The organism is Anaeromyxobacter oryzae (assembly GCF_023169945.1).
GTDB lineage: Bacteria > Myxococcota > Myxococcia > Myxococcales > Anaeromyxobacteraceae > Anaeromyxobacter > Anaeromyxobacter oryzae.
Genome location: NZ_AP025591.1, coordinates 1,215,142 through 1,240,708, shown reverse-complemented (window position 1 = coordinate 1,240,708; position 25,567 = coordinate 1,215,142). Strand labels below are relative to the sequence as shown.

23 protein-coding genes are annotated in these 25,567 nt (G+C 72.1%); 19 read left to right on the top strand and 4 right to left on the bottom strand.

All coding sequences use genetic code 11. The annotated features are described in order from the left end of the window. Window position 1: 1 nt before the first annotated feature. Both AMOR_RS05305 and AMOR_RS05300 read right to left on the bottom strand, forming a co-directional pair. A complete protein-coding gene (locus AMOR_RS05305; protein ID WP_248359239.1) occupies window positions 2-202 on the bottom strand; it encodes a hypothetical protein in 201 nt (66 codons plus the stop codon). After that, the gene (locus AMOR_RS05300) at window positions 192-659 is read right to left on the bottom strand and encodes a phosphate-starvation-inducible PsiE family protein (protein WP_248359237.1); all 468 of its coding nucleotides are present in this window, start codon (window positions 657-659) and stop codon (window positions 192-194) included. The genes AMOR_RS05305 and AMOR_RS05300 overlap by 11 nt, the downstream gene beginning before the upstream one ends. Before the next feature lie 336 nt (window positions 660-995). On the opposite strand from AMOR_RS05300, the gene lysS reads away from it, so the two are divergent. From lysS to AMOR_RS05245, 11 genes are all read left to right on the top strand, one after another. Continuing rightward, window positions 996-2,537 (top strand): lysine--tRNA ligase, encoded by a 1,542-nt coding sequence (gene lysS, locus AMOR_RS05295; protein WP_248359235.1) that lies wholly within the window; start codon window positions 996-998, stop codon window positions 2,535-2,537. A 27-nt stretch (window positions 2,538-2,564) separates the two neighbouring features. After that, a complete protein-coding gene (locus AMOR_RS05290) occupies window positions 2,565-4,526 on the top strand; it encodes an ABC transporter permease (protein ID WP_248359233.1) in 1,962 nt (653 codons plus the stop codon). Window positions 4,527-4,529: 3 nt separating this feature from the next. Next, window positions 4,530-5,210, top strand: a complete 681-nt coding sequence (locus AMOR_RS05285) for an ABC transporter ATP-binding protein (protein WP_248359231.1) — start codon at window positions 4,530-4,532, stop codon at window positions 5,208-5,210. A gap of 98 nt (window positions 5,211-5,308) precedes the next feature. Beyond that, window positions 5,309-7,705 carry an outer membrane protein assembly factor BamA gene (gene bamA / locus AMOR_RS05280; protein WP_248359228.1) on the top strand — a complete coding sequence of 799 codons (2,397 nt, stop codon included), beginning with the start codon at window positions 5,309-5,311 and terminating at the stop codon, window positions 7,703-7,705. A gap of 29 nt (window positions 7,706-7,734) precedes the next feature. Further along, window positions 7,735-8,322: an OmpH family outer membrane protein gene (locus AMOR_RS05275; protein ID WP_248359225.1), complete on the top strand. Its 588-nt coding sequence runs from the start codon at window positions 7,735-7,737 to the stop codon at window positions 8,320-8,322. Window positions 8,323-8,326: 4 nt separating this feature from the next. Continuing rightward, the gene (gene lpxD / locus AMOR_RS05270; RefSeq protein WP_248359222.1) at window positions 8,327-9,385 is read left to right on the top strand and encodes a UDP-3-O-(3-hydroxymyristoyl)glucosamine N-acyltransferase; all 1,059 of its coding nucleotides are present in this window, start codon (window positions 8,327-8,329) and stop codon (window positions 9,383-9,385) included. Next, complete coding sequence (gene fabZ, locus AMOR_RS05265; RefSeq protein WP_248359218.1) at window positions 9,382-9,852, top strand: 3-hydroxyacyl-ACP dehydratase FabZ; 471 nt, start codon at window positions 9,382-9,384, stop codon at window positions 9,850-9,852. The genes lpxD and fabZ overlap by 4 nt, the downstream gene beginning before the upstream one ends. A gap of 19 nt (window positions 9,853-9,871) precedes the next feature. Then, complete coding sequence (gene lpxA / locus AMOR_RS05260; protein ID WP_248359216.1) at window positions 9,872-10,645, top strand: acyl-ACP--UDP-N-acetylglucosamine O-acyltransferase; 774 nt, start codon at window positions 9,872-9,874, stop codon at window positions 10,643-10,645. Between the two features lie 3 nt (window positions 10,646-10,648). Continuing rightward, window positions 10,649-11,455, top strand: a complete 807-nt coding sequence (locus tag AMOR_RS05255; protein ID WP_248359213.1) for an LpxI family protein — start codon at window positions 10,649-10,651, stop codon at window positions 11,453-11,455. Then, window positions 11,455-11,742 carry a DUF167 domain-containing protein gene (locus AMOR_RS05250; RefSeq protein ID WP_248359210.1) on the top strand — a complete coding sequence of 96 codons (288 nt, stop codon included), beginning with the start codon at window positions 11,455-11,457 and terminating at the stop codon, window positions 11,740-11,742. Before AMOR_RS05255 ends, AMOR_RS05250 begins: the two co-directional genes overlap by 1 nt. 61 nt (window positions 11,743-11,803) lie before the next feature. Further along, complete coding sequence (locus AMOR_RS05245; RefSeq protein ID WP_248359207.1) at window positions 11,804-12,895, top strand: radical SAM/SPASM domain-containing protein; 1,092 nt, start codon at window positions 11,804-11,806, stop codon at window positions 12,893-12,895. Between the two features lie 76 nt (window positions 12,896-12,971). On the opposite strand, the gene AMOR_RS05240 is transcribed toward AMOR_RS05245, so the two are convergent. After that, complete coding sequence (locus tag AMOR_RS05240; RefSeq protein WP_248359205.1) at window positions 12,972-15,491, bottom strand: outer membrane protein; 2,520 nt, start codon at window positions 15,489-15,491, stop codon at window positions 12,972-12,974. Window positions 15,492-16,081: 590 nt separating this feature from the next. On the opposite strand from AMOR_RS05240, the gene hemE reads away from it, so the two are divergent. Genes hemE through hemH form a run of 3 tightly spaced genes read left to right on the top strand, consistent with a single transcriptional unit; the run spans window position 16,082 to window position 19,524 of the window. Next, window positions 16,082-17,122 (top strand): uroporphyrinogen decarboxylase, encoded by a 1,041-nt coding sequence (gene hemE / locus AMOR_RS05235; RefSeq protein WP_248359202.1) that lies wholly within the window; start codon window positions 16,082-16,084, stop codon window positions 17,120-17,122. A 10-nt stretch (window positions 17,123-17,132) separates the two neighbouring features. After that, a complete protein-coding gene (gene hemN / locus AMOR_RS05230; protein ID WP_248359199.1) occupies window positions 17,133-18,509 on the top strand; it encodes an oxygen-independent coproporphyrinogen III oxidase in 1,377 nt (458 codons plus the stop codon). A gap of 22 nt (window positions 18,510-18,531) precedes the next feature. Next, window positions 18,532-19,524, top strand: a complete 993-nt coding sequence (hemH, locus tag AMOR_RS05225) for a ferrochelatase (RefSeq protein WP_248359197.1) — start codon at window positions 18,532-18,534, stop codon at window positions 19,522-19,524. A gap of 15 nt (window positions 19,525-19,539) precedes the next feature. Here the strand turns inward: hemH and AMOR_RS05220 are convergent, their stop codons facing one another. Beyond that, window positions 19,540-21,408: a DUF4388 domain-containing protein gene (locus AMOR_RS05220; RefSeq protein ID WP_248359194.1), complete on the bottom strand. Its 1,869-nt coding sequence runs from the start codon at window positions 21,406-21,408 to the stop codon at window positions 19,540-19,542. Window positions 21,409-21,504: 96 nt separating this feature from the next. Here AMOR_RS05220 and otsB point away from each other — a divergent pair, with 96 nt between their 5' ends. The 5 genes from otsB to AMOR_RS05195 all read left to right on the top strand — a co-directional run bounded on the left by otsB (window position 21,505) and on the right by AMOR_RS05195 (window position 25,557). Next, on the top strand, window positions 21,505-22,296 hold the full coding sequence (gene otsB / locus AMOR_RS05215) for a trehalose-phosphatase (protein ID WP_248359190.1): 792 nt from the start codon (window positions 21,505-21,507) through the stop codon (window positions 22,294-22,296). Beyond that, window positions 22,293-23,858, top strand: coding sequence for an exodeoxyribonuclease VII large subunit (gene xseA, locus AMOR_RS05210; protein ID WP_248359187.1), 1,566 nt, complete (start codon window positions 22,293-22,295; stop codon window positions 23,856-23,858). The genes otsB and xseA overlap by 4 nt, the downstream gene beginning before the upstream one ends. Before the next feature lie 21 nt (window positions 23,859-23,879). Next, complete coding sequence (gene xseB / locus AMOR_RS05205; RefSeq protein ID WP_248359184.1) at window positions 23,880-24,152, top strand: exodeoxyribonuclease VII small subunit; 273 nt, start codon at window positions 23,880-23,882, stop codon at window positions 24,150-24,152. Between the two features lie 23 nt (window positions 24,153-24,175). Next, on the top strand, window positions 24,176-24,574 hold the full coding sequence (locus tag AMOR_RS05200; protein ID WP_248359181.1) for a response regulator transcription factor: 399 nt from the start codon (window positions 24,176-24,178) through the stop codon (window positions 24,572-24,574). A 98-nt stretch (window positions 24,575-24,672) separates the two neighbouring features. Continuing rightward, a complete protein-coding gene (locus AMOR_RS05195; RefSeq protein WP_248359178.1) occupies window positions 24,673-25,557 on the top strand; it encodes a polyprenyl synthetase family protein in 885 nt (294 codons plus the stop codon). Window positions 25,558-25,567: the final 10 nt, after the last annotated feature.

Below are 25,567 nucleotides of genomic sequence, written 5' to 3'. Positions count from 1 at the left end.
GCTACCGCCAGTGCAGGATCATCGCCGCGACGCCGGCGAGGAGCGCGGCGCCGACCACGGCGTCGGGCCGCCGCCGCGCGAGCTGGATCGCACGCTCGACCGCGGGGACCGCGCGCGCCCGGGCGGCGAGGCGGGCCGCGACCGCGCGGGCGGAGGCGCCGAGGCGCGCCGCCGCCTCCCGGAGGTTCCGATCAGGGCGCAAGGGTCACCTTCCGCTCCGGCGAGAACCGCACCGCGGCGATGCGGAACGCGCCCATGACGAGGAGGAGCCCGGCGAGCGCCGCCAGCTCCGCGGCGTGCAGCTCGTGCTTGTAGAGCCCGATCATCACCTCTCGCAGGACGAAGACGACCGCCGCGTCGAGGATGAAGGTGATCTTGATGCGGTGGATCTCGAAGTACTCGACGATGCTCTTCAGGAGCTCGATCACCACGAACATGGTGAGGAGGTCCGTCACGAGCAGATCGAAGCCCGCCGCGATGCTCGGGCTCCGCCAGATGCCCGCGAGGTCGATGAACACGCGCGCGATCCCCATCATCAGCGCGACGATCGCGAGCGGCATGAGCAGCTTCACGATCCAGTCCACCGCCGTCCTGAACCACCGGTTCGCCGCACCGTCCAGCGCGACGCCCGCGTCCCGCACGCCTTCCAGCATGTTCATCAGCCACCTCCTTCGTGTCGGGGGATGCCGACCGGACCGGTCGGCGGGGGAGGGAACGACCGGTCCCCCGGTCGCATTCCCGCGTCCCGCCGCCGGCCGCACGTGCCCCCGCCGGGCAGCGCGGGGAGGCTCGCCGCCCCGGGTGTCGTGCGCCCGACCATCGCGTGAGGACCTCGTGAAGATCGTCGGCTGCGACCGGCCGGACGCCCGGAGCCATGCCGGGGAAGCGGCACCTCGCGCCGCGCGTTCTCGCGTTGACGGCCCAGCCGCGGACGACTAGCCTCCCGCGACGTTTCCCCCGGAGATCCTTCGAGGATCCGAGAGCTCGCGCACCCGATGGCCGAAGACCTTGGAACGACCGAGCGCGAGATCATCGCGCAGCGCATGAAGAAGGCCGAGGCCCTGCGGGCGCTCGGCGTGAACCCGTTCGGGAACGGCTGGCAGCCGGCCCACCTCGCGGCCGACATCGTCGCGCGCTACGGCGACGCGCCGGCCGAGGAGATCGCGAAGGATCCCGGCGCCTGGTCGCTCGCGGGGCGGGTGCTCGCGGTGCGCTCCTTCGGGAAGGCCGCGTTCCTGCGCCTGCGGGATCGGTCCGCCGAGCTCCAGGTATGGGTGAAGAAGGACAAGGTGGGCGAGCGGGCGTTCGAGGTCTTCAAGCTCCTGGACATCGGCGACATCGTCGCCGCCGAGGGCCCGGCCACGCGCACGAAGACCGGCGAGCTCACCGTGGAGGCGACCACCTTCACGATCCTCACCAAGGCGCTCCGGCCGCTCCCCGAGAAGTGGCACGGGCTCACGGACGTCGAGCAGCGCTACCGGCAGCGGTACGTGGATCTCGTCGTCACGCCCGGCGTGCGCGACGTCTTCGTGAAGCGCGCGCGGATCGTGTCCACGATCCGGCGATTCCTCGACGAGCGCGGCTACCTCGAGGTCGAGACCCCGAGCCTGCACAAGCCCGAGGAGGCCGGCGGCGCCGCCGCGCGGCCCTTCGAGACGCACCACAACGCGCTCGACCTCGACCTGAAGCTCCGCATCGCGACCGAGCTGCACCTGAAGCGCCTCGTCGTCGGCGGGCTCGACCGCGTCTACGAGATCGGCCGGATCTGGCGGAACGAGGGGATCGATCGCCGCCACAACCCCGAGTTCACCTCCATCGAGTTCTACCAGGCGTACGCCACGCAGGACGACCTGATGAAGCTCACCGAGGAGCTGTTCCACCAGCTCGCGGTGGCGGTCACCGGCTCGGCGAGGATCGCGTTCCAGGGGCAGGAGCTCGACCTCACGCCGCCGTACCCGCGCGTCTCGATGCTCGAGGTCGGCGCGCGCGCCCTCGGCCTGGCGCCGGACGACGCGCTCGCCGGCCGCGGCCTCGCCGAGGCGCTCGGCCGGGCCGCGGCGCGCGAGAACGACTCCGAGGGCTCCTGGAAGCTCGAGCAGGCCGCGAAGAAGTCCCCCGGCGAGGCGATCGCGCTCGCGTTCGAGATCTTCGGCGAGCCGCAGCTCCCGAAGGACCGCCCCGCGTTCGTCGTCGACTTCCCGCTCGAGACGAGCCCGCTCTCCCGCCGCCGCGACGCCGACCCCCGCCTCGTCGACCGGTTCGAGCTGTTCGTCGCCGGGATGGAGGTGGCGAACGCCTTCTCCGAGCTGAACGACCCCACCGATCAGCGCGCCCGGTTCGAGGCGCAGATGAAGGCGAAGGCCGCCGGCGACGAGGAGGCGATGCCTTACGACGAGGACTTCGTCCGCGCGCTCGAGCATGGGATGCCGCCCACCGCGGGCGAGGGCATCGGCATCGATCGCGTCACGATGCTCCTCACCGACTCGCCGTCCATCCGCGACGTGATCCTGTTCCCCCTCCTGAAGACCCGCGAGTAGGCGGCCGCCCAAGGCCGCCGGCCCATCGTGCCAGGCACCCCCTCCGAGACGACCTCCCCCCCGGCCCCGGCCACCGCGCCGCCGGCCGCCGGCGCCACGCCCGCGCCGCACGGCGCCGGCCACCCCGCGCCGCCGGTCTTCTCCGTGCCGGCGTTCCTGCTCGCGGTGACCGGCATCTTCGGCGCGGCGGTGATCGCGCCGCTCGTCCACGTCCTGTTCGCGGATCGGCTCGCGCTCCCCGCCGGGCTCGCCACCGGCCTCGCCGCCCTGGTCGCGGTCGGGTTCGCCGCGACGGTCGGCGGGACCGCCGCCTGGCTCTCGCGCCGCCTGGCCTTCTACGAGATCGCCGTCGCGAGCCTGCTCTGGACGGGCGTCGTCGCCCTCGTCGTGGCGCTCCCGCGCCTCCGCGGCGGCGTCGCCGCGATCCAGGCGCTCGAGGCGCAGGGGACGCTCGTGGTCGTGCTGGGCCTGCTGGGCGCGGGCGCCCTCGCGGCGACGGCGGTGTTCGCCGGCGCGTCGGTGGCGTACCTGCTCGCCGGCTCGGGACGCCTGGACGCGTCGCTGTCGTACGAGCTCTTCGTGGCGCGGAGCCACCTCCGCCTCTCGCCGCGCACCCTCGCGGCGCTGTTCGCGATGGTCGTGACCGGGCTCGTCCCCGGCCTCCTCCTCGCGCTGGTCTGGTCGCTCGTGCGCGACGTGAAGGAGCGGCGCGCCTACCGCCGCGGGGAGCTGTGGAGCCGGCCGCGGATGCCGGCGACGCTCCTCATGACGCTCATCTCCATCGGCGGCGTCGCCATCGGGGTGTGGGCGCTCACGGTGGTGCTGTCGGTGATGAGCGGGTTCGAGGCCGATCTGAAGCACAAGATCCTCGGCCACACCGCCCACGGGATGGTGCTCACCTACGGCCAGGACGAGTTCGGCGACTGGAAGGCCGCGCGCGAGAAGGCGCTCCGGGTGAAGGACGTCGTCGGGGCGACGCCGTTCCTCTACAACGAGGTGATGCTCTCGACCGGCCAGAACCTGACCGGCGCGATCCTGAAGGGCGTGGACGTCGCGACGATCGGCACGGTCACGGACCTCCCCGGGAGCATCCAGGACGGGAGCCTCGATCTCCTCGTCCACCCGGACAGGATCCCGTCGCCGGCGACGCGCCCGCCGGACGAGCCGGGCGCGGAGCGCCCGCGGCCCGGGCGCGTCCTGCCCGGCATCGTCATCGGCCGCGAGCTGGCCCACTCGCTCCGGGTGTTCGTGGGCGACGAGGTGAACGTCGTCTCGCCGTTCGGCGACCTCGGGCCGGCGGGGCCTCAGCCGAAGGCTCGCCCGTTCCGCGTGGCGGGCATCTTCTACAGCGGCATGTACGAGTACGACGCGAAGTTCGCGTACCTCGACCTCGCCGAGGCGCAGCGGTTCTTCGGCGTCGGCGACACCGTCACCGGGCTCGAGATCAAGGTCCGGGACGTGGACGCGGCGAAGCCGGTGCTGGCGCGGATCGTCTACGCGCTGGGAGGCTGGCCGTTCCGGGCGAAGGACTGGGGCGAGCTGAACCGGAGCCTCTTCTCCGCGCTGCAGATGGAGAAGGTGGTGATGGCGGTGATCCTCGGGTTCATCGTGCTCGTCGCGAGCTTCATCATCATCGCGACGCTCATCATGCAGGTGCTCGAGAAGCGGCGGGAGATCGCGGTCCTCAAGTCGATGGGGGCCGGGGTGCCGAGCGTGATGAAGATCTTCGTCGCCGAGGGCCTGGTGATCGGCGCGGTCGGCACGCTCTTCGGCCTCATCCTCGGGCTCGGGACCTGCCTCCTCGTGGACAAGGTCGGGATCCCGCTCGACCCCGAGGTCTACTACATCTCGAACCTGCCGGTGGTCATCGACCCCGCCCAGTTCGCGCTCGTGGCGCTCGCCGCCCTCGTCCTCTCGTACCTCGCGACCCTCTACCCGGCCACGAAGGCCGCGCGCCTCCACCCCGTGGACGGCCTCCGGAGCGAGTAGCCCATGACGACCGCGCCGCCGCTCGTCCGCATCGAGGGGCTCGGGAAGACCTTCCTCATGGGCGACAAGCGCCTCGAGGTGCTCCGGGGGATCGACCTCGAGATCGCCCGCGGCGACCTCGTGGCGCTCACCGGCCCCTCCGGCGCCGGGAAGAGCACCTTCCTCCACCTCCTCGGCACCCTCGACGTCCCGACCCAGGGGCGCATCCTGTTCGACGGCGAGGACGTGTTCGACCGCGGCGAGGACGCGCTCGCGGAGTTCCGGAACGACACCATCGGCTTCGTCTTCCAGAGCCACCACCTCCTGCCCGAGTTCAGCGCCGTCGAGAACGCGATGATGCCGGCGCTCATCCGCCGGGTCTCCCGCGCGGACGCGCGCCGCCGCGCGACGGACATGCTCGCCCTGGTCGGCCTCGCGGATCGCATGGACCACAAGCCCGGAGAGCTGTCGGGCGGGGAGCAGCAGCGCGTCGCGCTCGCCCGCGCGCTCTGCCTCGAGCCGAAGCTCCTCCTCGCCGACGAGCCGACCGGCAACCTCGACCCGCAGACCGCCGAGGGAATCCACGCGCTGCTCGCCGATCTGAACGCGCGCATGGGCGTCACCGCCGTCGTCGTGACGCACAACGAGCGGCTCGCGGCGGCGCTGCCGCGCCGGCTCCGGCTCGTGCAGGGGCGCCTGGCGTGATCGGCGCCGGCGCGTCCCCGGCACGCGCGTCGGTGGGGCGAGGTGGGTCACGAGAGTGTTTGAGGTTTTCGGTCCCCCGGTCTAGATTCGCCGGCTCCGTGACCGGCTCCGTGACGCGTGCCCGCGCCTTCCTCGCCCTGAGCGTCCTCGCGGCGCTCGCCCTCGCCGTGGCGCCGCCGGCCCGCGCCGACGAGCCCCTCGTCCAGGAGGTCCGGATCGAGGGCAACCGCCGCGTCGAGGTCGACGCGATCCGCGCCGCCATCTCGCAGAAGAAGGGCGAGCCGCTCGACCCGAACAAGATCGACAAGGACATCCGGGCGATCATGAAGCTCGGGTTCTTCTCGGACGTCGTCGTCGAGGTCGAGAACGTCGAGACGGCTCCGGTGCTCGTCTACCGGGTCACGGAGCGCCCCACCGTCCGGGACGTGAAGATCGTCGGGAACGAGGAGCTGTCGAAGGACGACCTCAAGGAGGCCGTCGAGCTGAAGCCGTTCTCGATCCTGGATCTCACCCAGGTCCGCAAGGACGTGAAGAAGATCCAGGAGAAGTACGTCGAGAAAGGCTTCTATCTCGCCGAGGTGAAGTACCGGCTGAGCGAGCTCCCCGACAACCAGGTCGACGTCTTCTACGACGTGGCCGAGAAGGCGAAGGTGCAGGTGAAGGAGGTGCGCTTCATCGGGAACGCGCACATCCCCAAGGAAGAGATCACGCCCTTCATGCAGACGCAGGAGGGCGGCCTCCTCTCGTTCATCTCGGCGCAGGGCACGTACAAGGAGGACGCGTTCCAGCACGACCTCCAGGCGGTCCAGTTCGTCTACATGGATCGCGGGTACGTGAACGCGAAGGTCGGCAAGCCCTCCGTCGCGCTCTCCCCGGACCGGCGGTACCTCTTCATCACCATCCCGGTGGAGGAGGGCGAGAAGTACGACATCGGGAAGATCAAGTTCTCCGGCCAGCTCCTCGACCAGGAGCCGGTCCTCCGGAGCATCCTCCGCTCGAAGGAGGGCGAGCTCTTCCAGCGCTCGAAGATCGGCGCGGACCTCTTCGCGATCGGCGACGTCTACAAGGACCTCGGGTACGCGTACGCGAACGTCATCCCGGTCACGAACACCGATCCGAAGGCCCGGATCCTCGACGTCGACTTCGAGGTGGAGCCCGGGCCGAAGGTCACGTTCGAGCGCATCGACGTCGTCGGCAACGACAAGACGCGCGACAAGGTGATCCGCCGGGAGCTGCGCATCGCGGAGGGCGACCTGTACAGCGGCACCGGCATCAAGGTGTCGAAGCAGCGCGTCAACGCCCTCGGCTTCTTCGAGACGGTCGAGATCACGACGAAGAAGGGGAGCGCGGACGACAAGATCGTCGCCGTCGTCGAAGTGAAGGAGCGCGCCACCGGCACGTTCCAGATCGGGGCGGGCTTCTCGTCATACGAGAACTTCATCCTCACCGGCCAGATCAGCCAGAACAACTTCTTCGGCTGGGGCCAGACGCTCTCGCTGCAGGTGCAGTGGTCGTCGATCCGGCAGCTCGGGCAGATCCAGTTCGTGGAGCCGTACTTCCTCGACACGCGGTGGACCTTCGCGTTCGACCTGTACGCGACCGAGGGCCTGTACACGACCTTCACGCGGCGCGCGGTGGGCGGCTCGATGACCTGGGGCTACGAGCTCTCCGGCCTCGCGCCGTGGTGGAGCTTCGCGCGGCGCCTCGAGGACATGCGCCTCTTCGCGACGTACACGAACGAGCGCGTGAACGTGTCCTCCTCGAACTCGGCCTTCCTCCTCGCGAACCAGTTCAAGTCCGGGACCACGAGCTCGGTCCGCCTCTCGCTCCAGTGGGACCGGCGCGACAACCGCCTCTTCCCGTCGAACGGGTGGTTCACGTCCGCCAGCGCCGAGTTCGCGCCTCCGGCGCTCGCGCCCTCGTTCATCTTCGGCGACGAGGTGAACCTCTTCACCCGCTACGCGGTCGACGCCCGCTACTACCGGCCGATCTTCCTCGGCCTCATCTTCCGCTCGAAGCTCACGCTCGGCTGGATCAAGGAGTGGGACAAGGACCACCCGGTCCCCATCTCCGAGAAGTTCTACGTGGGCGGCATCAACTCCGTGCGCGGCTACCGGTTCCTCTCCCTCTCGCCGGTGCAGGAGGTGGGCTGCAACTCGAACAACCCCGCCAGCGGCGGCTGCGACATCGCCGTGGGCGGCGACAAGCAGGCGATCCTGAACCTCGAGCTCGAGTTCCCCATCTTCGACAAGGTGGGCGTGCGGGGCGTCCTCTTCGCGGACGCCGGGAACTCCTTCCCGCAGGGAAAGTTCTCGGATCCCGCCGTGCCGCTCTCGCTCTACAAGTCGGTGGGGTTCGGGGTGCGCTGGCTCAGCCCCATCGGCCCGCTCCGCTTCGAGTGGGGCGTCCCGCTCGATCGGCGGCGCGACAAGCAGACGAACGCCTACATCGACCAGCCGCTCGACTTCCAGTTCACGATCGGCAACTTCTTCTGATTCTGATCGCAGCAGACCCGGAGCACGCCATGCGCAAGATCCTCCGACTCGCCGTCCTCGCGCTCGCCCTCGCCGCACCCGCCGCCCGGGCCGACACGAAGATCGGCTTCGTCGACCTCCAGCGGGCGATCCGCGAGGTGGACGAGGGCAAGGCCGCCGTCGCCGTCCTGAAGCGGGACTTCGACGAGAAGCAGCGGCAGCTCGACGCCAGGCGGACCGACTTCGAGAAGTCGAAGGCCGACTTCGAGAAGCAGGCCTCGCTGATGAACGACCAGGCGCGCAAGGACCGGGCCGCCGAGCTCGACAAGAAGGCGGCCGACCTGCAGCAGCTGTTCGTCCAGCTCCAGAAGGACCTGTCCGGCCGCGAGCAGGAGGTGATGCGCGGGATCATCGACAAGATGACGTCGGTGGTCCGCGAGATCGCCGAGGCGGATGGCTTCACGATGGTCCTCGAGCGCGGCGACGCCGGCATCGTGTACGCCCAGCCGGCGCTCGACCTCACGAACGAGCTCGTCCGCAAGTACAACGCGCGCCACCCCGGCGGCGCCGCGCCGGCGCCCGCCGCCGCCGCCAAGAAGTCCGACGCGAAGCCCGCCCCAACCGCCGGGAAGAAGTGACGCCGTGACGTTCACGCTCGCGGAGCTGGCCTCCCGCGTCGGCGGCGAGGTGCACGGAGACGGCGGCCTCCGGATCGAGGGCGTGGCGCCCCTCGAGGACGCGACGGGCGCGCAGCTCTCGTTCTTCTCGAACAGGAAGTACCGCCGCGCGTTCGAGGCGACCCGCGCCGGCGCCGTGGTGGTCGGGACGGCGGAGGCCGTCCCGCCGGGCAAGACCGTGCTCCGGTCCGCGAACCCGTACCTCGCCTTCGCGAAGATCTCGACGCTCTTCCACCCGCCCATCGAGCCCGTCCCCGAGGTCGCGCCGGAGGCGGTGGTCCACCCGGGCGCGAAGATCCACCCGAGCGCGCAGGTGATGCCGCTCGCCACGGTGGCCGCCGGCGCCGAGATCGGTGCGCGGACGATCCTCTTCCCCGGCGTCCACGTGGGCGAGCACGCGCGGATCGGCGAGGACTGCCTCGTCTACCCGAACGTCGTCATCCGCGAGCGGTGCGTCGTCGGGAACCGCGTCATCCTGCAGCCGGGCTGCGTCATCGGCTCGGACGGCTTCGGCTTCGCCCTCGACATGGAGGGGGAGGGGCAGGGGCCGCGCCACTACAAGTTCCCGCAGGTGGGGATCGTCGTCGTCGAGGACGACGTCGAGCTCGGCGCGAACACCTGCGTCGACCGCGCGACGCTGGGCGTGACGCGGATCGGCCGCGGCGCCAAGATCGACAACCTCGTGCAGATCGCCCACAACGTGCAGATCGGGCCGCTCTCGATCCTCGCCTCGCAGGTCGGCATCTCCGGCTCGACCAAGCTCGGCATGGGGGTGGTCGCGTGGGGGCAGGTCGGCGTGGTCGGCCACCTAACCATCGGCGACCGGGCGGAGCTGAAGGCGCAGGCCGGCGTCGCCCAGGACGTCGAGGCCGGCGCGCGCGTCGCGGGCACGCCCGCGAAGCCCGACGTGCAGTGGGCGCGCAACGCCGCCGTGTACGATCGCCTCACCGAGATGCGCCGCGAGCTCCGCGAGCTCAAGAAGGAAGTCGAGCGGCTCCGCGCCGAGAAGAAGGACGGGACATGAGCACCGAGACGCCCCCGAAGCCGGTCCTCGACGTCGAGGGCATCCAGAAGCTGCTGCCGCACCGCCCGCCGTTCCTCCTCGTCGATCGCGTCGTCTCGTTCGAGAAGGACGCCCGCCTCGTGGCGCTGAAGGGCGTCACGATGAACGAGCCCTTCTTCCAGGGCCACTTCCCCGGCGCGCCGGTGATGCCCGGCGTCCTCATCCTCGAGGCGCTCGCGCAGGCGGCGGCGCTCCTCGCGTGCCTCTCGCTCACGCCCGAGGAGACGAACCAGAAGATCACCTACCTCATGGGCATCGACGGCGCGCGGTTCCGGAAGCCCGTCGTCCCGGGCGACCGGCTCGAGCTCGAGGTCGTGGTGACGAAGCACAAGGCCGCGGTCTGGAAGCAGCAGGGCACCGCGCGGGTCGACGGCCAGGTCGTCGCCGAGGCGGAGTTCATGGCGATGCTCGCGGACCGCGAGTCCTAGGAACCGGAGGGCACCGATCGTGGCGATCCACCCCACCGCCGTCGTCGAGCCGGGCGCGCTGGTCGATCCGACCTGCGAGATCGGCGCGTTCGCGTTCGTCGGCGCCCACGTGAAGATGGGCCCCGGGAACGTCGTCTCGCCGCACGCGGTCGTGACCGGCCGCACCACCGTCGGCGCGAGCAACCGCTTCTTCTCGCACTGCGTGATCGGCGGCGTCCCGCAGGACCTCAAGTACCGGGGCGAGCCGACCACCCTCGAGATCGGCGACCGGAACACGTTCCGCGAGTTCGCGACGGTGAACCTCGGCACCGTGGGCGGCGGCGGCGTCACCCGGATCGGCTCCGGCTGCCTCCTCATGGCGAACAGCCACATCGGCCACGACAGCAACGTGGGCGACGGCGCGATCATCGCGAACTCGGTCGCGATCGCCGGGCACGTGCTGATCGAGGATCACGTCCACTTCGGCGGCCTCTCCGCCTCGCACCAGTTCTGCCGGATCGGGCGCCTCGCCTTCGTCGGCGGGATGACCGGCGTCGCGATGGACATCGCGCCCTACTGCACCGTCGCGGGGAGCCGCGCCGAGCTCGCGGGCCTGAACACCATCGGCATGCAGCGCGCCGGGATGAACGAGGAGCAGATCGGCCGGGTGAAGCAGGCCTACAAGATCGTGTTCCGCTCGAACCTCGGCCTCGCCGAGGCGATCGCGCAGCTCGAGGCGGAGCTCGCCGGCCACCCCGAGACCGATCACTTCATCGCCTTCCTGAAGGGCTCCCAGCGCGGCATCACGCGGTAGGGCATGTCGACGATCGGCCTCATCGCCGGCGGCGGCCGGTTCCCGCTCCTCTTCGCCGAGAGCGCCCGCCGCGCCGGGCACCGCGTCGTGGCGGTCGCGCACCGGAACGAGACGGATCCGGCCCTCGCCGAGGCGGTGGACGCGATCACCTGGGTGAAGCTCGGGCAGATCGGGCACCTCCTCGAGGGGCTCAAGGCCGGCGGCGCCACGCAGAGCGTCATGCTCGGCGCCATCACCAAGCGGCGCTTCTTCGCCGACGCGATGCTCGACGCGACCGGCATCCGCGTGCTCGCGCGCGTGGCCATCCGCTCCGACGACAACCTGCTCCGCGCCATGGCCCGCTTCCTCGAGGAGGAGGGCGTCCCGATCACCGATCCGACGCCGTACCTGCAGGATCGCCTCGCGACCGCCGGCGTCATGGGCCGGCACCAGCCGACGGCGGAGGAGCTCGAGGACGCGCGCTACGGGCTCGAGCTCGCCCGCGGCATCGGGCGGCTCGACCTCGGGCAGACCGTCGTCGTGAAGGACCGGGTCGCGCTCGCGGTCGAGGCGCTCGAGGGCACCGACGCGTGCATTCGCCGCGGCGGCGAGCTCGCGCGCTCCGGCGGGTTCGTGGTCGCGAAGGCGGTGAAGCCCGGCCAGGACCGGCGCTTCGACCTGCCGGCGGTCGGCCCGGACACGGTCGACACGATCCGCGAGGCGAAGGGGCGGGTGCTCGCCGTCGAGGCGGGCGCGACGCTCGTGATGGATCTCCCGGTCATGGTCGAGAAGGCCGACCGGGCGAAGATCGTCCTCCTCGGTCTCTCGTGATGGCGTGGGCGCGCGACGAGGCGGGCGGGGTGGTGCTCGAGGTGCTCGTCCAGCCGCGCGCGTCGCGCACCAAGGTCGTCGGCGAGCACGACGGCCGCCTCAAGATCCAGCTCGCGGCGCCGCCGGTGGACGGCGAGGCCAACGCCGCGCTCGTGGAGTTCCTGGCGGACGCGCTCGGGGTCCGGAAGGCAGACGTCGTGATCGCCCGCGGGGACACGGGGCGGAGGAAGACCGTCCGGGTCGCCGGCGTGAGCGCGGCGGCTGCGTCGGCTGCGCTGGGCGGGTGAGGGCGCGCGATCCGTGGGCTCCCCTTGTCCGGATCGTCGCCTCGTGAAAGGCTATCGAGACATGTCGCGTCAGCAAGAGTTCGTGCCGAAGTGGATCGCGTGGGAGATCACGCGCCGCTGCAACCTCCGCTGCGTCCACTGCCGCTCGTCGTCCGAGCTGTCGTCCGCCGCGGGCGGCTTCGACACCGCCGCGGCGCTGAAGTTCCTCGACGAGCTCGCCGCCTACGCCAAGCCCGTCCTCGTGCTCTCCGGCGGCGAGCCGCTCCTTCGCCCCGACCTGTGGCAGATCGCGAAGCACGGCACCGGCCTCGGCCTCCGCATGTGCATCGCGACGAACGGCCTCCTCGTCGACGACGCCGCCTGCGAGCGCATGAAGGAGTCCGGCATCCGCATGGTGTCGCTGTCGCTGGACGGCGCCACCGCCAGGACCCACGACGACTTCAGGCAGGCGCCGGGCGCGTTCGACGCCACGATCCGGGCCTCGCAGCGGCTGCGGGCGCACGGCATCCCGTTCCTCGTGAACTCGTCGTTCACCAAGCGCAACCAGGACGAGGTCCCGAGGGTCTACGCGCTCGCGAAGGAGCTCGGGGCCAGGGCCTGGTACATGTTCATGATCGTGCCCACGGGCCGCGGGGCCGACATCATGAACGAGCTCGTGTCGACCGAGGACTACAACAAGCTCCTCGACTGGCACTACGAGACCGAGAAGGAAGAGCCGGAGCTGCTGATGCGGCCCACGTGCGCGCCGCACTACTACCGGGTCGTCCTGCAGAAGAACAAGGCCAGGCCGAAGGACGAGCGGCTCGAGCGACGCTCGCTCTCGTTCTCGACCGGCGGCGGCAAGGGCTGCATCGCCGCCCAGACCATCTGCCTCGTGAACTGCTTCGGCGACGTGCAGGCGTGCTCGTACATGGCGGCGAGCGCCGGCAACGTCCGCGAGAAGCCCTTCAAGGAGATCTGGGAGACGTCGCCGCTGTTCCAGCAGCTGCGCGACTTCGAGAGCTACAAGGGGCGCTGCGGCTCCTGCGAGTACCTCAACGTCTGCGGCGGCTGTCGGGCCCGCGCCGAGGCGGTGCACGGCGACCGGCTCGCAGAGGAGCCGTTCTGCGACTACGTGCCGCTTCGGTACGGCGAGAAGGGCGCGGAGAGCTGACCGCGCAGATCGCGCGGAGTGCACGGAGGGGGAGCGCGCGCCCGGGGGCCGCGGCGATCGAGGTCGCGCCCCGCCGTCAGAAGCTCAGGACCAGGGCGAGGTCCACGTTCGGCCGGGTGACCGACGCGTCGGCGACGAGCCCGAGCCGGGCGTTGTCGTGGAGCGCGAGGCCCAGCGAGTGCGTGAACACGTTGCTCTCGAGCTTGAGGCCGATGCCGACGCCCGTGAACGGCGCCTCCGTCTCGGTGAGGTTCGCCTCGATCCCGATGCCGTAATGGAAGGTGTTGGGCCAGAAGGACGGCCTGTGCAGGAACGGCGAGCTGGGCGGATCGATCTTCTGGCCGTCGACCGTCACGCCCTGCAGCCGATACCAGCTGTACCCGTAGCCTGCCTTGAGGAACGGCTGGATCCGCCCGGTGAGGAGGTTGAAGCGGACGCTCCCCGCGTACTCGTACATCTGCAGCGATCCGCTGAGGGTCGCCGCGCCGCTCGCGCTGGTCGGGAGGACCGCGACGTCGATCGTGTTGCGGGAGTAGCGGAAGGTGTTCTGCGAGACGAGGCGAGGGGTGAGATAGAACTGCACCTGGAACGACGGGTAGGGCGCGGTGTCGGCCGTGGTGGAGGTGGTCACCGGGCCGCTGATCCCAGCGGCCGCCAGGTGCCGGTCGATGTCCGGTAGCTGCGCGGAGTTGACGAACGCCGCGCCGACGGAGCTCGGCAGCGCGTTCACGAAGACGCCGACGGAGATCCCCACGATGCGACGCTGGACGGGGGCGGCCGGGAGGAAGACCGGCGACGGCGCCGGCCCAATCAGCGCGCGCAGCGGCCGCCACACCAGCCGGTAGAGGAGGTCGAAGGGAGGCAGGACCGTGAAGACGACCACGGGCGCGTTGAGGAACCCGAAGTCGTTCTGGAACGCGTCGACCGGGGAGAGCGGGAAGAGCGAGGAGTAACGGTTGGGATCGTAGCGCTCGAAGCCGCCCGCGGCGCCGGTGCGGTTCCAGCCACCGTTGTACGCGGGTCCCGGCGGCGACAGGTTCCCGGTCTCGGCGTGACCCACGACGCCCGCCAGCGGCGACGGGACGGCGGGATAGCCCCAGCGGATGGGCAGGAAGAGCCAGCTCCATTCGCGGCGGACGTCGGGGTCGGATCTCGCGAGGTCGCGGACGCGCTCCCAGTCCGGGATGATCTCCAGGCTCGCCGGATCGTCGAACCGCTCGACGTTCGCAGGCCACGGCAGGGCGCCCTTTCCCGTGTGGCGCCAGAGGTCGAACGTGGAGGGGATGTCCTCCGTCGCGCCGCCGGGGCCGACCTCCGTGTACGTTCCGTGGAACGGGTACGTGGCGTGGGAGTCCCGGTTCCGGGCTCCGGGGCCGGCCAGGAGCAGCTCGGGCCCCTTGCTGTCCGCGCCGATGAACGCGATGGGGTGCGTGTTCACCACCCGCTCCTCGCGGTCCGCATAGGCGCGGGCGCGAACGTCGCGGAGGAGCTCGCGCTCCCCGAGCCGATCGGGCGGATGGCTGGCGATCTGCGCCTCCCACGCCGCCCGCGGCGAATAGACGTTCGGCGCCGTGAAGTCGAGGACGAAGACCTTCCCGTGGAGGAAGTTCTCGATCCGCGCGATCACCAGCGGATCGTCGCCGTCGAGCCCGTGCGGATCGCGGGAGAGGATGGCGCCGAGGTCCGCCGCGGAGAGCGGTTGTCCCACGCGCGAGCGGGGGCTCACCACCACGTTGACGTGCTCCCAGTCCCCCTCGTGCTTGTTGGCGCCGTCGTTGAATGGATAGAAGAGCCAGTACTGGAGGACGAGCTCGAGGCCGCCCCGCGCGGCCGCGACGACGAAGGGGTGCACGTAGGCCTTCTTGAACCCCTGGTACTCGCGCCGCAGCTGGCCACCGAAGTCGGCCTCGTACTCCGCCTTCCAGCTCTCGGGATCGTCGCCCGGGAAGTCGAGGTACAGCACCGTGAAGGGCGAGCGTCGCGCTCCGTCGGCGAGGGTGCGCGCGCGCTCGTCCCGGGGCGCGTCCGGATCGAGCTCTTGCAGCAGCCTCACGAGGGCGCAGTCGTCGAGGAGCGGGGCCGCGTCGGGATCGGACCTCGGGCACGGTCGGGCCCGGAGCGCGTCGAGATCGATCTGCTCCCGCCGGACGAGCTGCTCGGGGGACGTCGACAGCTCCCAGCGGTCGACGTGGAGCGGGAAGCTCCTCGTCCGCGTGGCGAACCGCTTCCAGTCCATGGGGATCGAGGTGGTGTTGCGGACGAGGTACGGCGAGAACCGGACCGCGAGGGCGAGGAGCAGCTTCCCCCGCGCATCGTCGATGCCGTCCTTCGGCGTCTCGTCGACGTAGGCGGGGGACGCGCGGTCGCCGTAGAGCTGCACGAGCTCGGACTCGGCCGTCGCCCGCACCACGCGGAGGGACTCGAGCGGCACGTACGCCAGGTAACCCGCGGGGGGAATGCGATGGCCCCCCGGCGCGAGGGGCTCGTCCGCACCGGCGCGCTGCACGGGGACGACCGCCAGCGCCAGCAGCGCGGCGCAGGCGCTCGCCGCGCGCGCACGCAGGGCGCGAGGGGGACGCGACTCCGGAGCACCCACGCTTCGCCTCCGGCCCGGGGATCTGGCCTCCGCCGCCCGGGCCGTCGATGGCGAGATGGGTCGAGCTGCGCCAGTCTACCCACAACCGCCAGCAGCCCGGTCGCCCACTGGAGCGGAGACAGCCGGGATGGGCCTTCGCGCCGGAGCGCAGGGACCGGGCGTTTCGTACGGAACGGCCCGCAGTACGTCAGCCGGCCTGTCACGGATCGTGACAGCCGCCGAGCGGCATCGCCACCGCCGCCGCCGTCGATGCTGTCGCGGCTGGCACGAGCGGACGTGCGCCGGCCCCGCGCGCACGGACCCGTTCGGTCATCGACACCGCCAAAGTCCCGCGTCCCGAGCACCGCCGCGAAGGACCGGCCCGGCCCACGGAGCGGGCCGCCCACTCAGGCGGGGACGGCCGCCCATCTTGGAGTCCCGGGCGCGTCATGCCGTTTCGCCTCGGGGGGAGAGGGAGATCCCATCCGGTGGCCGAGAAGGCTCGAAAGCGGACCGCCCGCCGACGGGCGGCCCGCCCGCCCGGTCGCGACCCCCTGTCCTCCCTAATGGAGTGTTTACGTCCGCGAGCTGTTCTAAGATGCGGACCCCCTATGACCCACCGGTTCATCGCCGCCTGCCGCCGCGAGCCCGTCGACCGCATCCCCGTCTGGATGATGCGCCAGGCCGGTCGCTACCAGCCCTCGTACCGCGCCGTCCGCGCGAACGTCAGCTTCCTCGAGCTCTGCCGCTCGCCGGAGCTGATCGCGCAGGTGACGCTCGCGCCCATCGACGAGTTCGGGTTCGACGCCGCGATCCTCTTCTCCGACATCCTCGTCCACCTGCCGGCGATGGGGCTCGACCTGTCGTTCGAGAAGGGCGAGAAGGGGAAGGGCGACGGCGGGCCGAAGATCGCGAACCCGGTGCGGACCCGCGCCGACGTCGACGCGCTGAAGATCCCGGATCCGCAGAAGGACCTGCCCTACGTCCTCGATGGCGTCCGGGCGATCCGGAAGGGCCTCGCCGGCCGCGTGCCGCTCATCGGCTTCGTCGGCGGGCCGTTCACGGTCGCGAGCTACGTCGTCGAGGGCGGGAGCCAGGGCTTCACGCGGCTCAAGACGATGCTCTGGGCCGACCCGAAGGCCGCCCACGCGCTCTTCGAGAAGCTCACGCAGGCCGCCATCGTCCAGATCCAGGCGCAGATCGCCGCCGGCGCGGAGGCCGCGCAGATCTTCGAGAGCTGGCTCGGCGAGCTGGCGCGCGAGGACCTCGAGGAGTTCGCGTTCCCGCACCTCGCGCGGATCGCCGAGGCGGTGAAGAAGACCGGCGTCCCGTCGATCTTCTTCTCGACCGGCACGACGAGCCACCTCGAGCGGATCGCGAAGCTCGGGTACGACGTGATCTCCGTCGACTGGCGGATCCCGATCGAGGACGCGCGCGCGCGGGTGCCCGGCGTCGCGATCCAGGGCAACTACGACTCGACGCTCCTGCTCGGCCCGAAGGACAACGCGGTCGCTCGCGCCCAGGCGATGCTCCGGGCGGCAGGCCCGAGGCCCGGTTACATCTTCAACCTGGGCCACGGGATCCAGGTCGGCACGCCGACGGAGACCGTGAAGGCCGTCGTGGACGCGGTGCACGCGTTCACCTGGAAGTGAGGCGAGGCGCGTGATCCAGATCCCCTCCTGGGAGCTCATCAAGAAGTACGACCGGCCCGGGCCCCGCTACACGAGCTACCCGACCGCGCCGGAGTGGACCGACGCCTTCAAGGCGCCGCAGTACGAGGCCCACCTCGCCCGCGCCGACCAGGAGAAGGGGCCGCTCTCGATCTACGTGCACCTCCCGTTCTGCCGGGAGATGTGCCGGTTCTGCGGCTGCAACGTCATCGCGACGCACGACCGGAGCCGCGCCGACGGCTACCTCGACGTCCTCGAGAAGGAGGTCGCCCTCGTCGCCGAGCGCCTGAAGGACCGGCGCACGGCGAGCCAGCTCCACTGGGGCGGCGGCACGCCGACCTTCCTCGACGAGAAGCAGCTCGTCCGCTGCCACGACATCCTCGCGCGCCACTTCACGTTCACGAAGGACGCGGAGAAGGCCATCGAGATCGACCCCGCCATCACGCGGAAGTCGCAGATCGAGGTCCTCGCGAAGCTCGGCTTCAACCGGATCTCGATGGGGGTCCAGGACTTCGACGCGAAGGTGCAGGAGGTGGTGGGCCGGATCCAGGGCGAGAAGGAGACCGCCGACCTCGTCCAGGCCGCCCGCGACAACGGCTTCAAGGGCGTGAACCTCGACCTCATCTACGGCCTGCCCTACCAGACGCCCGACACCTGGAAGAGCACCCTCGAGCGGATCCTCGCGATCCACCCGGACCGCATGGCGGTGTTCGGGTTCGCGTACGTGCCCTGGTCGAAGCCGCACCAGCGGCTCCTGCCGCAGGAGGCGCTGCCCAAGACCGAGCAGCGGGTCGAGCTGTTCCTCGGCGCCGTCGAGGCGTTCACGAAGGCGGGGTACCGCCTCATCGGCCTCGACCACTTCGCGCTCGAGTCGGACGAGCTCGCGGTCGCGCAGACCGGCGGCTACCTGTACCGCAACTTCCAGGGGTACACGGTCCGTCCGGCCGACGACACCGTCGCGTTCGGGATGACGTCGATCTCGGACATCGGCGGCGCGTACGCCCAGAACGCCCACAAGCTCAAGGACTGGGAGGCGCACGTCCTCGCCGGGAAGGTGCCGGTGGAGCGCGGCGCGTCGATGTCGCAGGACGACGTGATGCGCCGGTTCGCCATCAACCGCGTGATGTGCCTGCTCCGCCTCGACCTCCGCGAGATCGGGCAGAAGTTCGGTTCCGAGGCGCGCGCCGCGCTCGAGTCGGACCTGAAGAGCGGCGTGCAGGAGCTGCAGGACGACGGGCTCGTCACGTTCGACGGCGACGTGCTGAAGGTGACGCCGCTCGGTCAGCTCCTCGTCCGCAACGTCGCGATGCTGTTCGACGCGTACCTCAAGAAGGCGGACGGCAAGAAGCAGTTCTCGCGGACCGTCTAGCGCGCCTGCACGCGGGGGACGCATGGCCCACACCGCCGTCTTTCTGATGAACCTCGGCGGTCCGAGGAACCTCGACGAGGTGGAGCCGTACCTCTACGAGCTGTTCTCTGATCCGCTCGTCATCTCCGCGCCTTTCGGGCCGCTGCGGCCGCTCCTCGCGAAGCTGATCTCGAAGACGCGGGCGCCGTCGTCCGCGGAGAAGTACGCCCTCATCGGCGGGAAGTCGCCGCTCGTGGAGGGGACGGAGGCCCAGGCGCGGGCCCTCGCCGGGGCGCTCGGCCCCGGCTACTCCTGCCACCTCGCCATGCGCTGCGGGCACCCGAACACCGAGGAGGGCGTCCGCGATGCCCTCGCCGCCGGGGCGACGCGGGCCGTCGCGCTCCCGCTCTACCCCCAGTACGCGAACGCGACCACGTGGTCCTCGCTCGTCGAGCTGCGCCGGCTCTGGCCGAAGGACCGGCCGCTCGCGGAGATCTGCACGTGGCACGATCACGCGGGCTACCTCGACGCGTCCGCGGCGGCGGTGCGGGAGACCGTCGCGCAGGTCCCGGCGGAGCTGCGCGATCGCGTGCTCGTGGTGTTCAGCGCCCACGGCCTGCCCATGAGCCAGGTGCGGAAGGGCGACCCGTACCCGCAGTACATCGAGCTCTCGTCCCGCGAGACGGCGCGGCGCGCCGGCGTCGCGCGCTGGCAGGTCACGTACCAGAGCCGCGTCGGCCCGACGAAGTGGCTCGGCCCGGACACCGTCGAGTGGCTCGCGGCGAACGCGAGGGATCGGGTGATCGTCACGGTCCCGATCGCCTTCGTGTCCGAGCACCTCGAGACGCTCTACGACATGGACATCCTCGCGAAGGAGTCCGCCGAGAAGGGCGGCGCGCGCCTCTACCGGCGCGTGCCCGCGCTCGGGACGCGGCCCGACTTCATCGCCGCGCTCGCGGACGTCGTGCGCAAGGGCGAGGCGGGGCAGGCGGCGATGGCCGGCGCGACGCGCGCTGCCGCCGAGCTCCGCCCCTGAGGCCGGAGGCCTGCCTCACCCGACCCGGTTCAGCCGGTGCAGCACCTGCTTCAGGAGCTCGCTCCCGGGGTGGGCCTTGAGCGCGGCCAGCACCAGCCGGCGCGCCTCGGCCGCGTCGCCACCCTGCTCCTCGGCGAGGGCCAGCACCGCGGTGGCCCGCGGGTGATCCGGCGCGAGGGAGAGCGCGCGGCGCGCCTGCCGCCGCGCCTCGGCGATCCGCTCCGACCGCGGGAGCACCGGGTCGAACAGCTCCGCGAAGCCGAGCATCGCCGCGTATTCGGGCTCCTTGGCGTTCCGCTCCACCGCCTGCCGGAGCGCCTGGACCGCCTCGGCGTTCCGCCGGGCCGCGAGCGCGCGCTCGCCGCGCTTCAGGGCGATCTCGGCGTCGACGTCGATCCCCGGCCGGCGCACGCCGGTGAGCTCGAACCGGAGCAGCAGGAACGACAGGTACGCGCGCCGCCTCTCGTCGTTCGAGAGGACGCGGTACGCGGCGGTGACCTTGTCCTGCACCGCCGCGAGCAGGTCCTCGAGGTCGCCGACGTCGTACTCCGCGAAGCCGTCCGGGTGGAACCGGCTCGCGACGGCCTGGTACGCGCGCTCCGCCTCGGCCGCGTCCACCGCGACGTCCACCCCGAGCGCGTGGAAGTAGGTCCCGGGCAGGATCTGCAGCGCCGCCTGGCGGACTGCCTCCGCGCGGTCGGCGGGGAGGGGCTTCCGCCGCCGCGGCGGCGCCCGGCCGTAGCCGTCGTCCGCCTCCGGAGCCTCGTGGAAGGCGACGGCGCCGACCATCGACAGGAACCAGAGCAGCGAGAGCGCGTCCTTCATCTCGCCCCGGCGCGCCTCGAGCCATTCCCGCGTCCGGGTCCGCCCGTCGAGCCCGAGCGCGAGGCGGAGGTCGGCGCTGCCGAGCCCGGCCGCGGGGAGGACCTGCTGGAAGTCGCCGCTCCGGACCGGGTAGGCGTCCGTGACGGCCCGGAGCGCGTCCGCGAAGTGCTTCGCGGCGATGCCGGCCCGGGCGCCCTCCAGGATGGGCTGGAGCGGCAGCAGCTCGACGGGCTGCACCTCCGGCGCGAACTCCGCGCCCGCGTGGAAGCGCCAGCGGCCCTCCTTCTGGGCCACGACGCGGACCACCGCCGCCTTGAGGTGCGCGCGCACCGTGGCCTGGAGCGGCTCGCCGGGCTCGAGCACGCCGGCGGCGATGAGCGCGGCGCCCGCGGAGAGGCCGCCGGCCATCGCCTCGAGGGCCGCCTGCCGGGCGGCCTCGTCCAGGCGCCCGCCGTCGAAGAGCCACTGCACGAGCGACTCGGCGGGATCGTCCGACTCGCAGGCCACCGGCACGCCGCGGAGGAAGAAGACGCGCCGCTCCGCGCCGCCGTCCTCGAGGGCGAGGACGCCCTCGGAGAGCGAGCGCCAGATCTGGTGCAGGAGTCGCGCGACGACGCCCGGCTTCACCTCGCCGCGGGCCGACGGCTCGCGGGCGAGCAGCGCCGCGACCCCGCGGGACCGCGGGCGGGCGGCCCCGGAGGCCCGGGAGAGGAGGCCCTGGAGCTTCTCGACCAGCTCGCGCCGGGTCGGGTCGGCGACGTACGCGTTCGCCTTGAGCGGGAGCATCGCCTGGAGACCGCGCGCCCTCCCGAGGTGCTCCTGGTCGGCCGCGACGAGCACGACGCGCGGGTCCGTCGCGCGGAGCCGCTCCGCGAGCGCCGTGCCACCGTCCGCGATGGACGCGCCGACCACCACCGCGTCCGGCCGGCGGGCGGCGTACAGCTCGTACGCGCGCTGCGGGTCGTCGGCGACGAGGACCTCGAAGCCGGCGTCGGAGAGGCTCCGGGCGACGAACTCGCGCGTGGGCGGGTGACCCTCGGCGAGCAGGATGCGTGGCACGGCGCGATTCTACGTTCGTTCTCCGGCGAAGACGACAACACGGCGAGCGGCGCCGGCGGTGCGGGTGTAGACTCCGGCCTCTCGCGCGAGGCCCCGATGAAGGATCTGCTACATCCCCGCCATCGCTCCGCGCTCGCCCGGTTCGTCGGCGAAGGGGCGCCGGAGAAGGTGCTCCTCGCCTTCGACTACGATGGTGTCCTCGCGCCCCTCGTGAAGGATCCCGCGGGCGCCACGATGCGCGAGGCGACCCGCGCGCTCCTCGCGCGCGTCGCGGAGCGGTACCCCGTCGCGGTCGTCTCCGGGCGCGCATGGCGGGACACGAACCGGTTCGTGGGCGGGCTCGTCCCGCACGTCGTCGGGAACCACGGGTTCGAGCTCGGCCACCCGGTGCCCGTGCCGCCGGCCGTGCTCCGGAAGGTGCGCGGCTGGCGGCGGCAGCTCGAGTCCACCCTCGCGGGGGTCCCCGGTGTTCACTTCGAGGACAAGCGTTCCACCCTCGCCGTCCATTACGGATTATCTCGCGCCTGGAAATCGTCCGGGCGCGCCGTCTACGAGGCCGCCAACCAGCTCCAGGGCACGCGGCTCATCCCGGGCAAGAAGGTGCTGAACGTCCTCCCGCACGACTTCCCGTCCAAGGGCGACGCGGTCCGCGCGCTCGTGGCGCGCCTCGGGCTCGAGTCGGCGCTCTACGCGGGCGACGACGTGACGGACGAGGACGTGTTCGCGGTCGGACCGCCGCTCGTGTTCGGGGTGCACGTCGGGAAGGGTCCGACCCTCGCCGAGTGGCGGCTGCGCCGGCAGGAGGACGTGGACGAGCTGCTCCGGGTCCTCGCCGAGGCGCGGGAGCCGCAGCGCGTGGCCGCGCACGCGGGGGGGCGACGGCGGTGAGCCGCGCCGCGAAGCCGCCCGCGGGCACCACGGGCGACCTCTTCGAGCGCGCCCAGGCCGAGCGCGCGCAGGCCGAGCGCGCGCGGCCGGCCTCCGTCCGCCCGGCGGCGGCGACGGCCACCGCCGAGCCGCCCCCGGGGCGGAGCATGGCGCGGCCGCTCTCGGTCGGCGAGCTGACCCGCGCGCTCCGGAACGCCGTCGAGCCGAAGTTCCGCGACGTCTGGGTCGCGGGCGAGGTCGCGAACCTGCGCCGGCAGTCGAGCGGTCACGTGTACTTCTCCCTCAAGGACGACGACGCCGTCATCGGGGCGGTGCTCTGGGCGTCGCAGGCGCGGCGCCTCGTCTTCGAGCTCGAGGAGGGACAGCAGGTCCTCGCCCGCGGGTTCGTCGAGATCTACCCGCCGCACGGCAAGTACCAGCTGGTCGTGCAGGAGGTCGAGCCGCGCGGCGCCGGCGCCGCTGCGGTGCTCCTGCAGCAGGTCAAGGAGCGACTCCAGGCGGACGGCCTCCTCGATCCCGCGCGGAAGCGGCCGCTGCCGTTCCTGCCCCGCCGCGTCGGCGTCGCGACGAGCCCCACCGGCGCCGCGCTCCGCGACTTCCTCCGTGTCCTCCACGGCCGGTTCCCGGGGCTGCCGGTGCTCGTGGCTCCCTGCCGCGTCCAGGGCGAGGGGGCGGCGATGACGGTCGTGTCGGCGGTCCGTGGCCTCTGCCGGGCCGGCGTCGACGTGATCGTGGTGACGCGCGGCGGAGGCTCGCAGGAGGAGCTCTGGGCGTTCAACGACGAGCGGCTCGCGCGCGAAATCGCGGGGTGCCCCGTGCCGGTCGTCTCGGCGGTGGGCCACGAGACCGACGTGTCCGTCGCCGATCTCGTCGCCGACGTCCGCGCCGCCACGCCGACCCACGCCGCCCAGCTCGTGGCGCCGGTCCGGGACGAGCTCGTCGCCCGAGGCGCGCAGCTCCGTGCGCGCCTAGACCGCGCTCTCGCCGCGGCCGTCGACGCGCGCCGCCGCACGCTCCGCGCGCTCCGGGCCGAGCTCGCGGACCCGGCCCACCTCCTCTCCCGCGAGCGGCACCGCCTCGACGACCTCCTCCACCGCGGCGAGGCCGCCGTGCGCGGCCCGCGCCGCCGCGAGCGCGCGGCGCTGGACGCCCTCCGCGCCCGTCTCGCCCGGCGCGAGCCCCGTGCCCAGCTCCGGACGCTGCGCGCCCGGATGGAGGCCGCGGTGGTCCGCCTCGGCCGGTGGCAGGCGGCGTATTTCCGGCGCGAGGGGCTGCGGGTCGAGCGGCTGGCGGCGCGCCTCGAGCCCGCCAACGTCGCCAAGCTCCTCGCGCGCGGGTTCGCCCTGGTGCTCCGCGAGGGGCACCTGGTGACGTCGAGCGCGGCGGTCCAGCAAGGCGACGCGCTCCGGATCGCGCTCGGCGAGGGGTGGGTCGACGCACGCGCCGAGGGGGTGCGGACGGGCGACGACCCGCTGCCCGGACGGTCGGGTGGGCCCGCGAGGGACGCCGGCTCGACCGGCTCGGGCGGGGCGCCCGTTGACCCCCATTCGCGGCGCCGTTAATGACATGAGTTCGGAGGTCGCGTGGCGAGCGAGCGAGAGACCGAGATCCGGGCCCAGGCGGCGCGAGAGGAGGCGTACGACGCGCTCGTGGCGCGGCTGGAGCACGTCGTCGGCGAGCTGGAGTCGGGGCAGCTCAACCTGGAGCAGTCGATCGAGAAGTTCGCCGAGGGCGTGAGGCTCGCGAAGGAAGCCTCGCGGAAGCTGGACGACGCGGAGCGCCGGGTGGAGCTCCTCGTCCGCAGCGCCGACGGCGAGGACGAGACGGTGCCGCTCGACGCCGGCCGGAGCTCGTGAACGCGATGCCGGCCGACGAGCGCATGAAGAAGCCGAAGGTCATCATCGTCGACGACGACCGCGACACGCGCGAGATGCTCACGCTCGCGCTCGAGCTCGAGGGGTTCGACGTGGGCCAGGCGGCGAACGGGCTGCGGCTCATCTCCGCGATGCACGTGGATCGCCCGGACGTGATCCTGCTCGACGTGATGATGAGCTGGATCGACGGGTTCGAGCTGTGCCGGGCGATCAAGAAGAACCCCACGTTCGGGGACATCCCGGTCATCTTCATCTCTGCGCGCAAGAGCGTCGAGGACGAGCGCGCCGGCATCGAGGCCGGCGCGGTCGACTACTTCCCGAAGCCGCTCGACATGGACCGGCTCGTCTCCCGGATCCGCGAGATCCTCGACCAGCGCGCCGGGGCGGTGCCGGCGCCGGCGTGACGGTCCGGCGAACCCCGCGGCCCCCCTGAGGCCTGTGGCCTCGCCGCTTCAGGGCATCTCCAGCCCCCCGGCCGCCTTGTGATAGAAGGTCTCCCACCTTGTCCGACGCGTTCTCCATCGAGACCTTCCTCCGGTCGGTGGCCGAGCGGCTCGAGCCCCGCCTCGCGGCCCTCGCGGACGCCCACCCCGGCCATCCCCGGCTCGCCGCCGCCATCAAGTACGCGCTGCTCGGCGGCGGGAAGCGGCTCCGCCCAGCCCTCGTCCTCGCCGCCTGCGAGGCGTGGGGCGGCGACCCCGCGGACCCGCTCGCGCTCCGGTTCGCCGTGGCGCTCGAGTCGATCCACACCTACTCGCTCGTCCACGACGACCTGCCCGCCATGGACGACGACGACCTCCGCCGCGGCCGGCCGACGGTCCACAAGGCCTTCGACGAGGCGACGGCGATCCTCGTCGGCGACGGCCTGCAGTCGCTCGCCTTCGCGCACCTGCTCGCGTCCGACGATCCGCGGGCTCCGCAGCTCGCGCGGATCCTCGCGGAGGACGCTTTCCGGATGGTCGAGGGCCAGGCCCGGGACATGGACGGCGAGCACGCCCAGCTGGACGAGCCGGCGGTGATGGAGCTCATGCGGACGAAGACGGGCGCGCTCCTGTCGGCGTCCGTCGTGGGCGGGGCCCTCTGCGCCGGCGTGCCGCTCGCGGCGGTGACCGACCGGGTTCGCCCGATCGGGCTCGCGCTCGGCCTGGCGTTCCAGATCGCCGACGATCTCCTCGACCTGACCGCGGACACCGCCACGCTGGGGAAGCGGGCCGGGAAGGACGCCGTCGCGGGAAAGTCGACGCTCCCCGCGATCGTGGGAATCCCGGAGGCGCGCCGGCGCGCGGAGGCGCTCCTCGCGGAGGCCCTCGAGGCGCTCGCGCCCCTCGGGCCCCGCGCCGAACCGCTCCGTGCCCTGGCGCGCTTCGTGCTCTCGCGCAAGAAGTAGGGACGAAAGG

Excerpts from the sequence above, each read along its gene's own strand:
- AMOR_RS05300 (WP_248359237.1), bottom strand. The coding sequence starts at position 659 with ATGAACATGCTGGAAGGCGTGCGGGACGCGGGCGTCGCGCTGGACGGT.
- lysS (WP_248359235.1), top strand. The coding sequence starts at position 996 with ATGGCCGAAGACCTTGGAACGACCGAGCGCGAGATCATCGCGCAGCGC.
- AMOR_RS05285 (WP_248359231.1), top strand. The coding sequence starts at position 4,530 with ATGACGACCGCGCCGCCGCTCGTCCGCATCGAGGGGCTCGGGAAGACC.
- AMOR_RS05275 (WP_248359225.1), top strand. The coding sequence starts at position 7,735 with ATGCGCAAGATCCTCCGACTCGCCGTCCTCGCGCTCGCCCTCGCCGCA.
- fabZ (WP_248359218.1), top strand. The coding sequence starts at position 9,382 with ATGAGCACCGAGACGCCCCCGAAGCCGGTCCTCGACGTCGAGGGCATC.
- AMOR_RS05255 (WP_248359213.1), top strand. The coding sequence starts at position 10,649 with ATGTCGACGATCGGCCTCATCGCCGGCGGCGGCCGGTTCCCGCTCCTC.
- AMOR_RS05250 (WP_248359210.1), top strand. The coding sequence starts at position 11,455 with ATGGCGTGGGCGCGCGACGAGGCGGGCGGGGTGGTGCTCGAGGTGCTC.
- AMOR_RS05245 (WP_248359207.1), top strand. The coding sequence starts at position 11,804 with ATGTCGCGTCAGCAAGAGTTCGTGCCGAAGTGGATCGCGTGGGAGATC.
- hemE (WP_248359202.1), top strand. The coding sequence starts at position 16,082 with ATGACCCACCGGTTCATCGCCGCCTGCCGCCGCGAGCCCGTCGACCGC.
- hemH (WP_248359197.1), top strand. The coding sequence starts at position 18,532 with ATGGCCCACACCGCCGTCTTTCTGATGAACCTCGGCGGTCCGAGGAAC.
- otsB (WP_248359190.1), top strand. The coding sequence starts at position 21,505 with ATGAAGGATCTGCTACATCCCCGCCATCGCTCCGCGCTCGCCCGGTTC.
- AMOR_RS05200 (WP_248359181.1), top strand. The coding sequence starts at position 24,176 with ATGAAGAAGCCGAAGGTCATCATCGTCGACGACGACCGCGACACGCGC.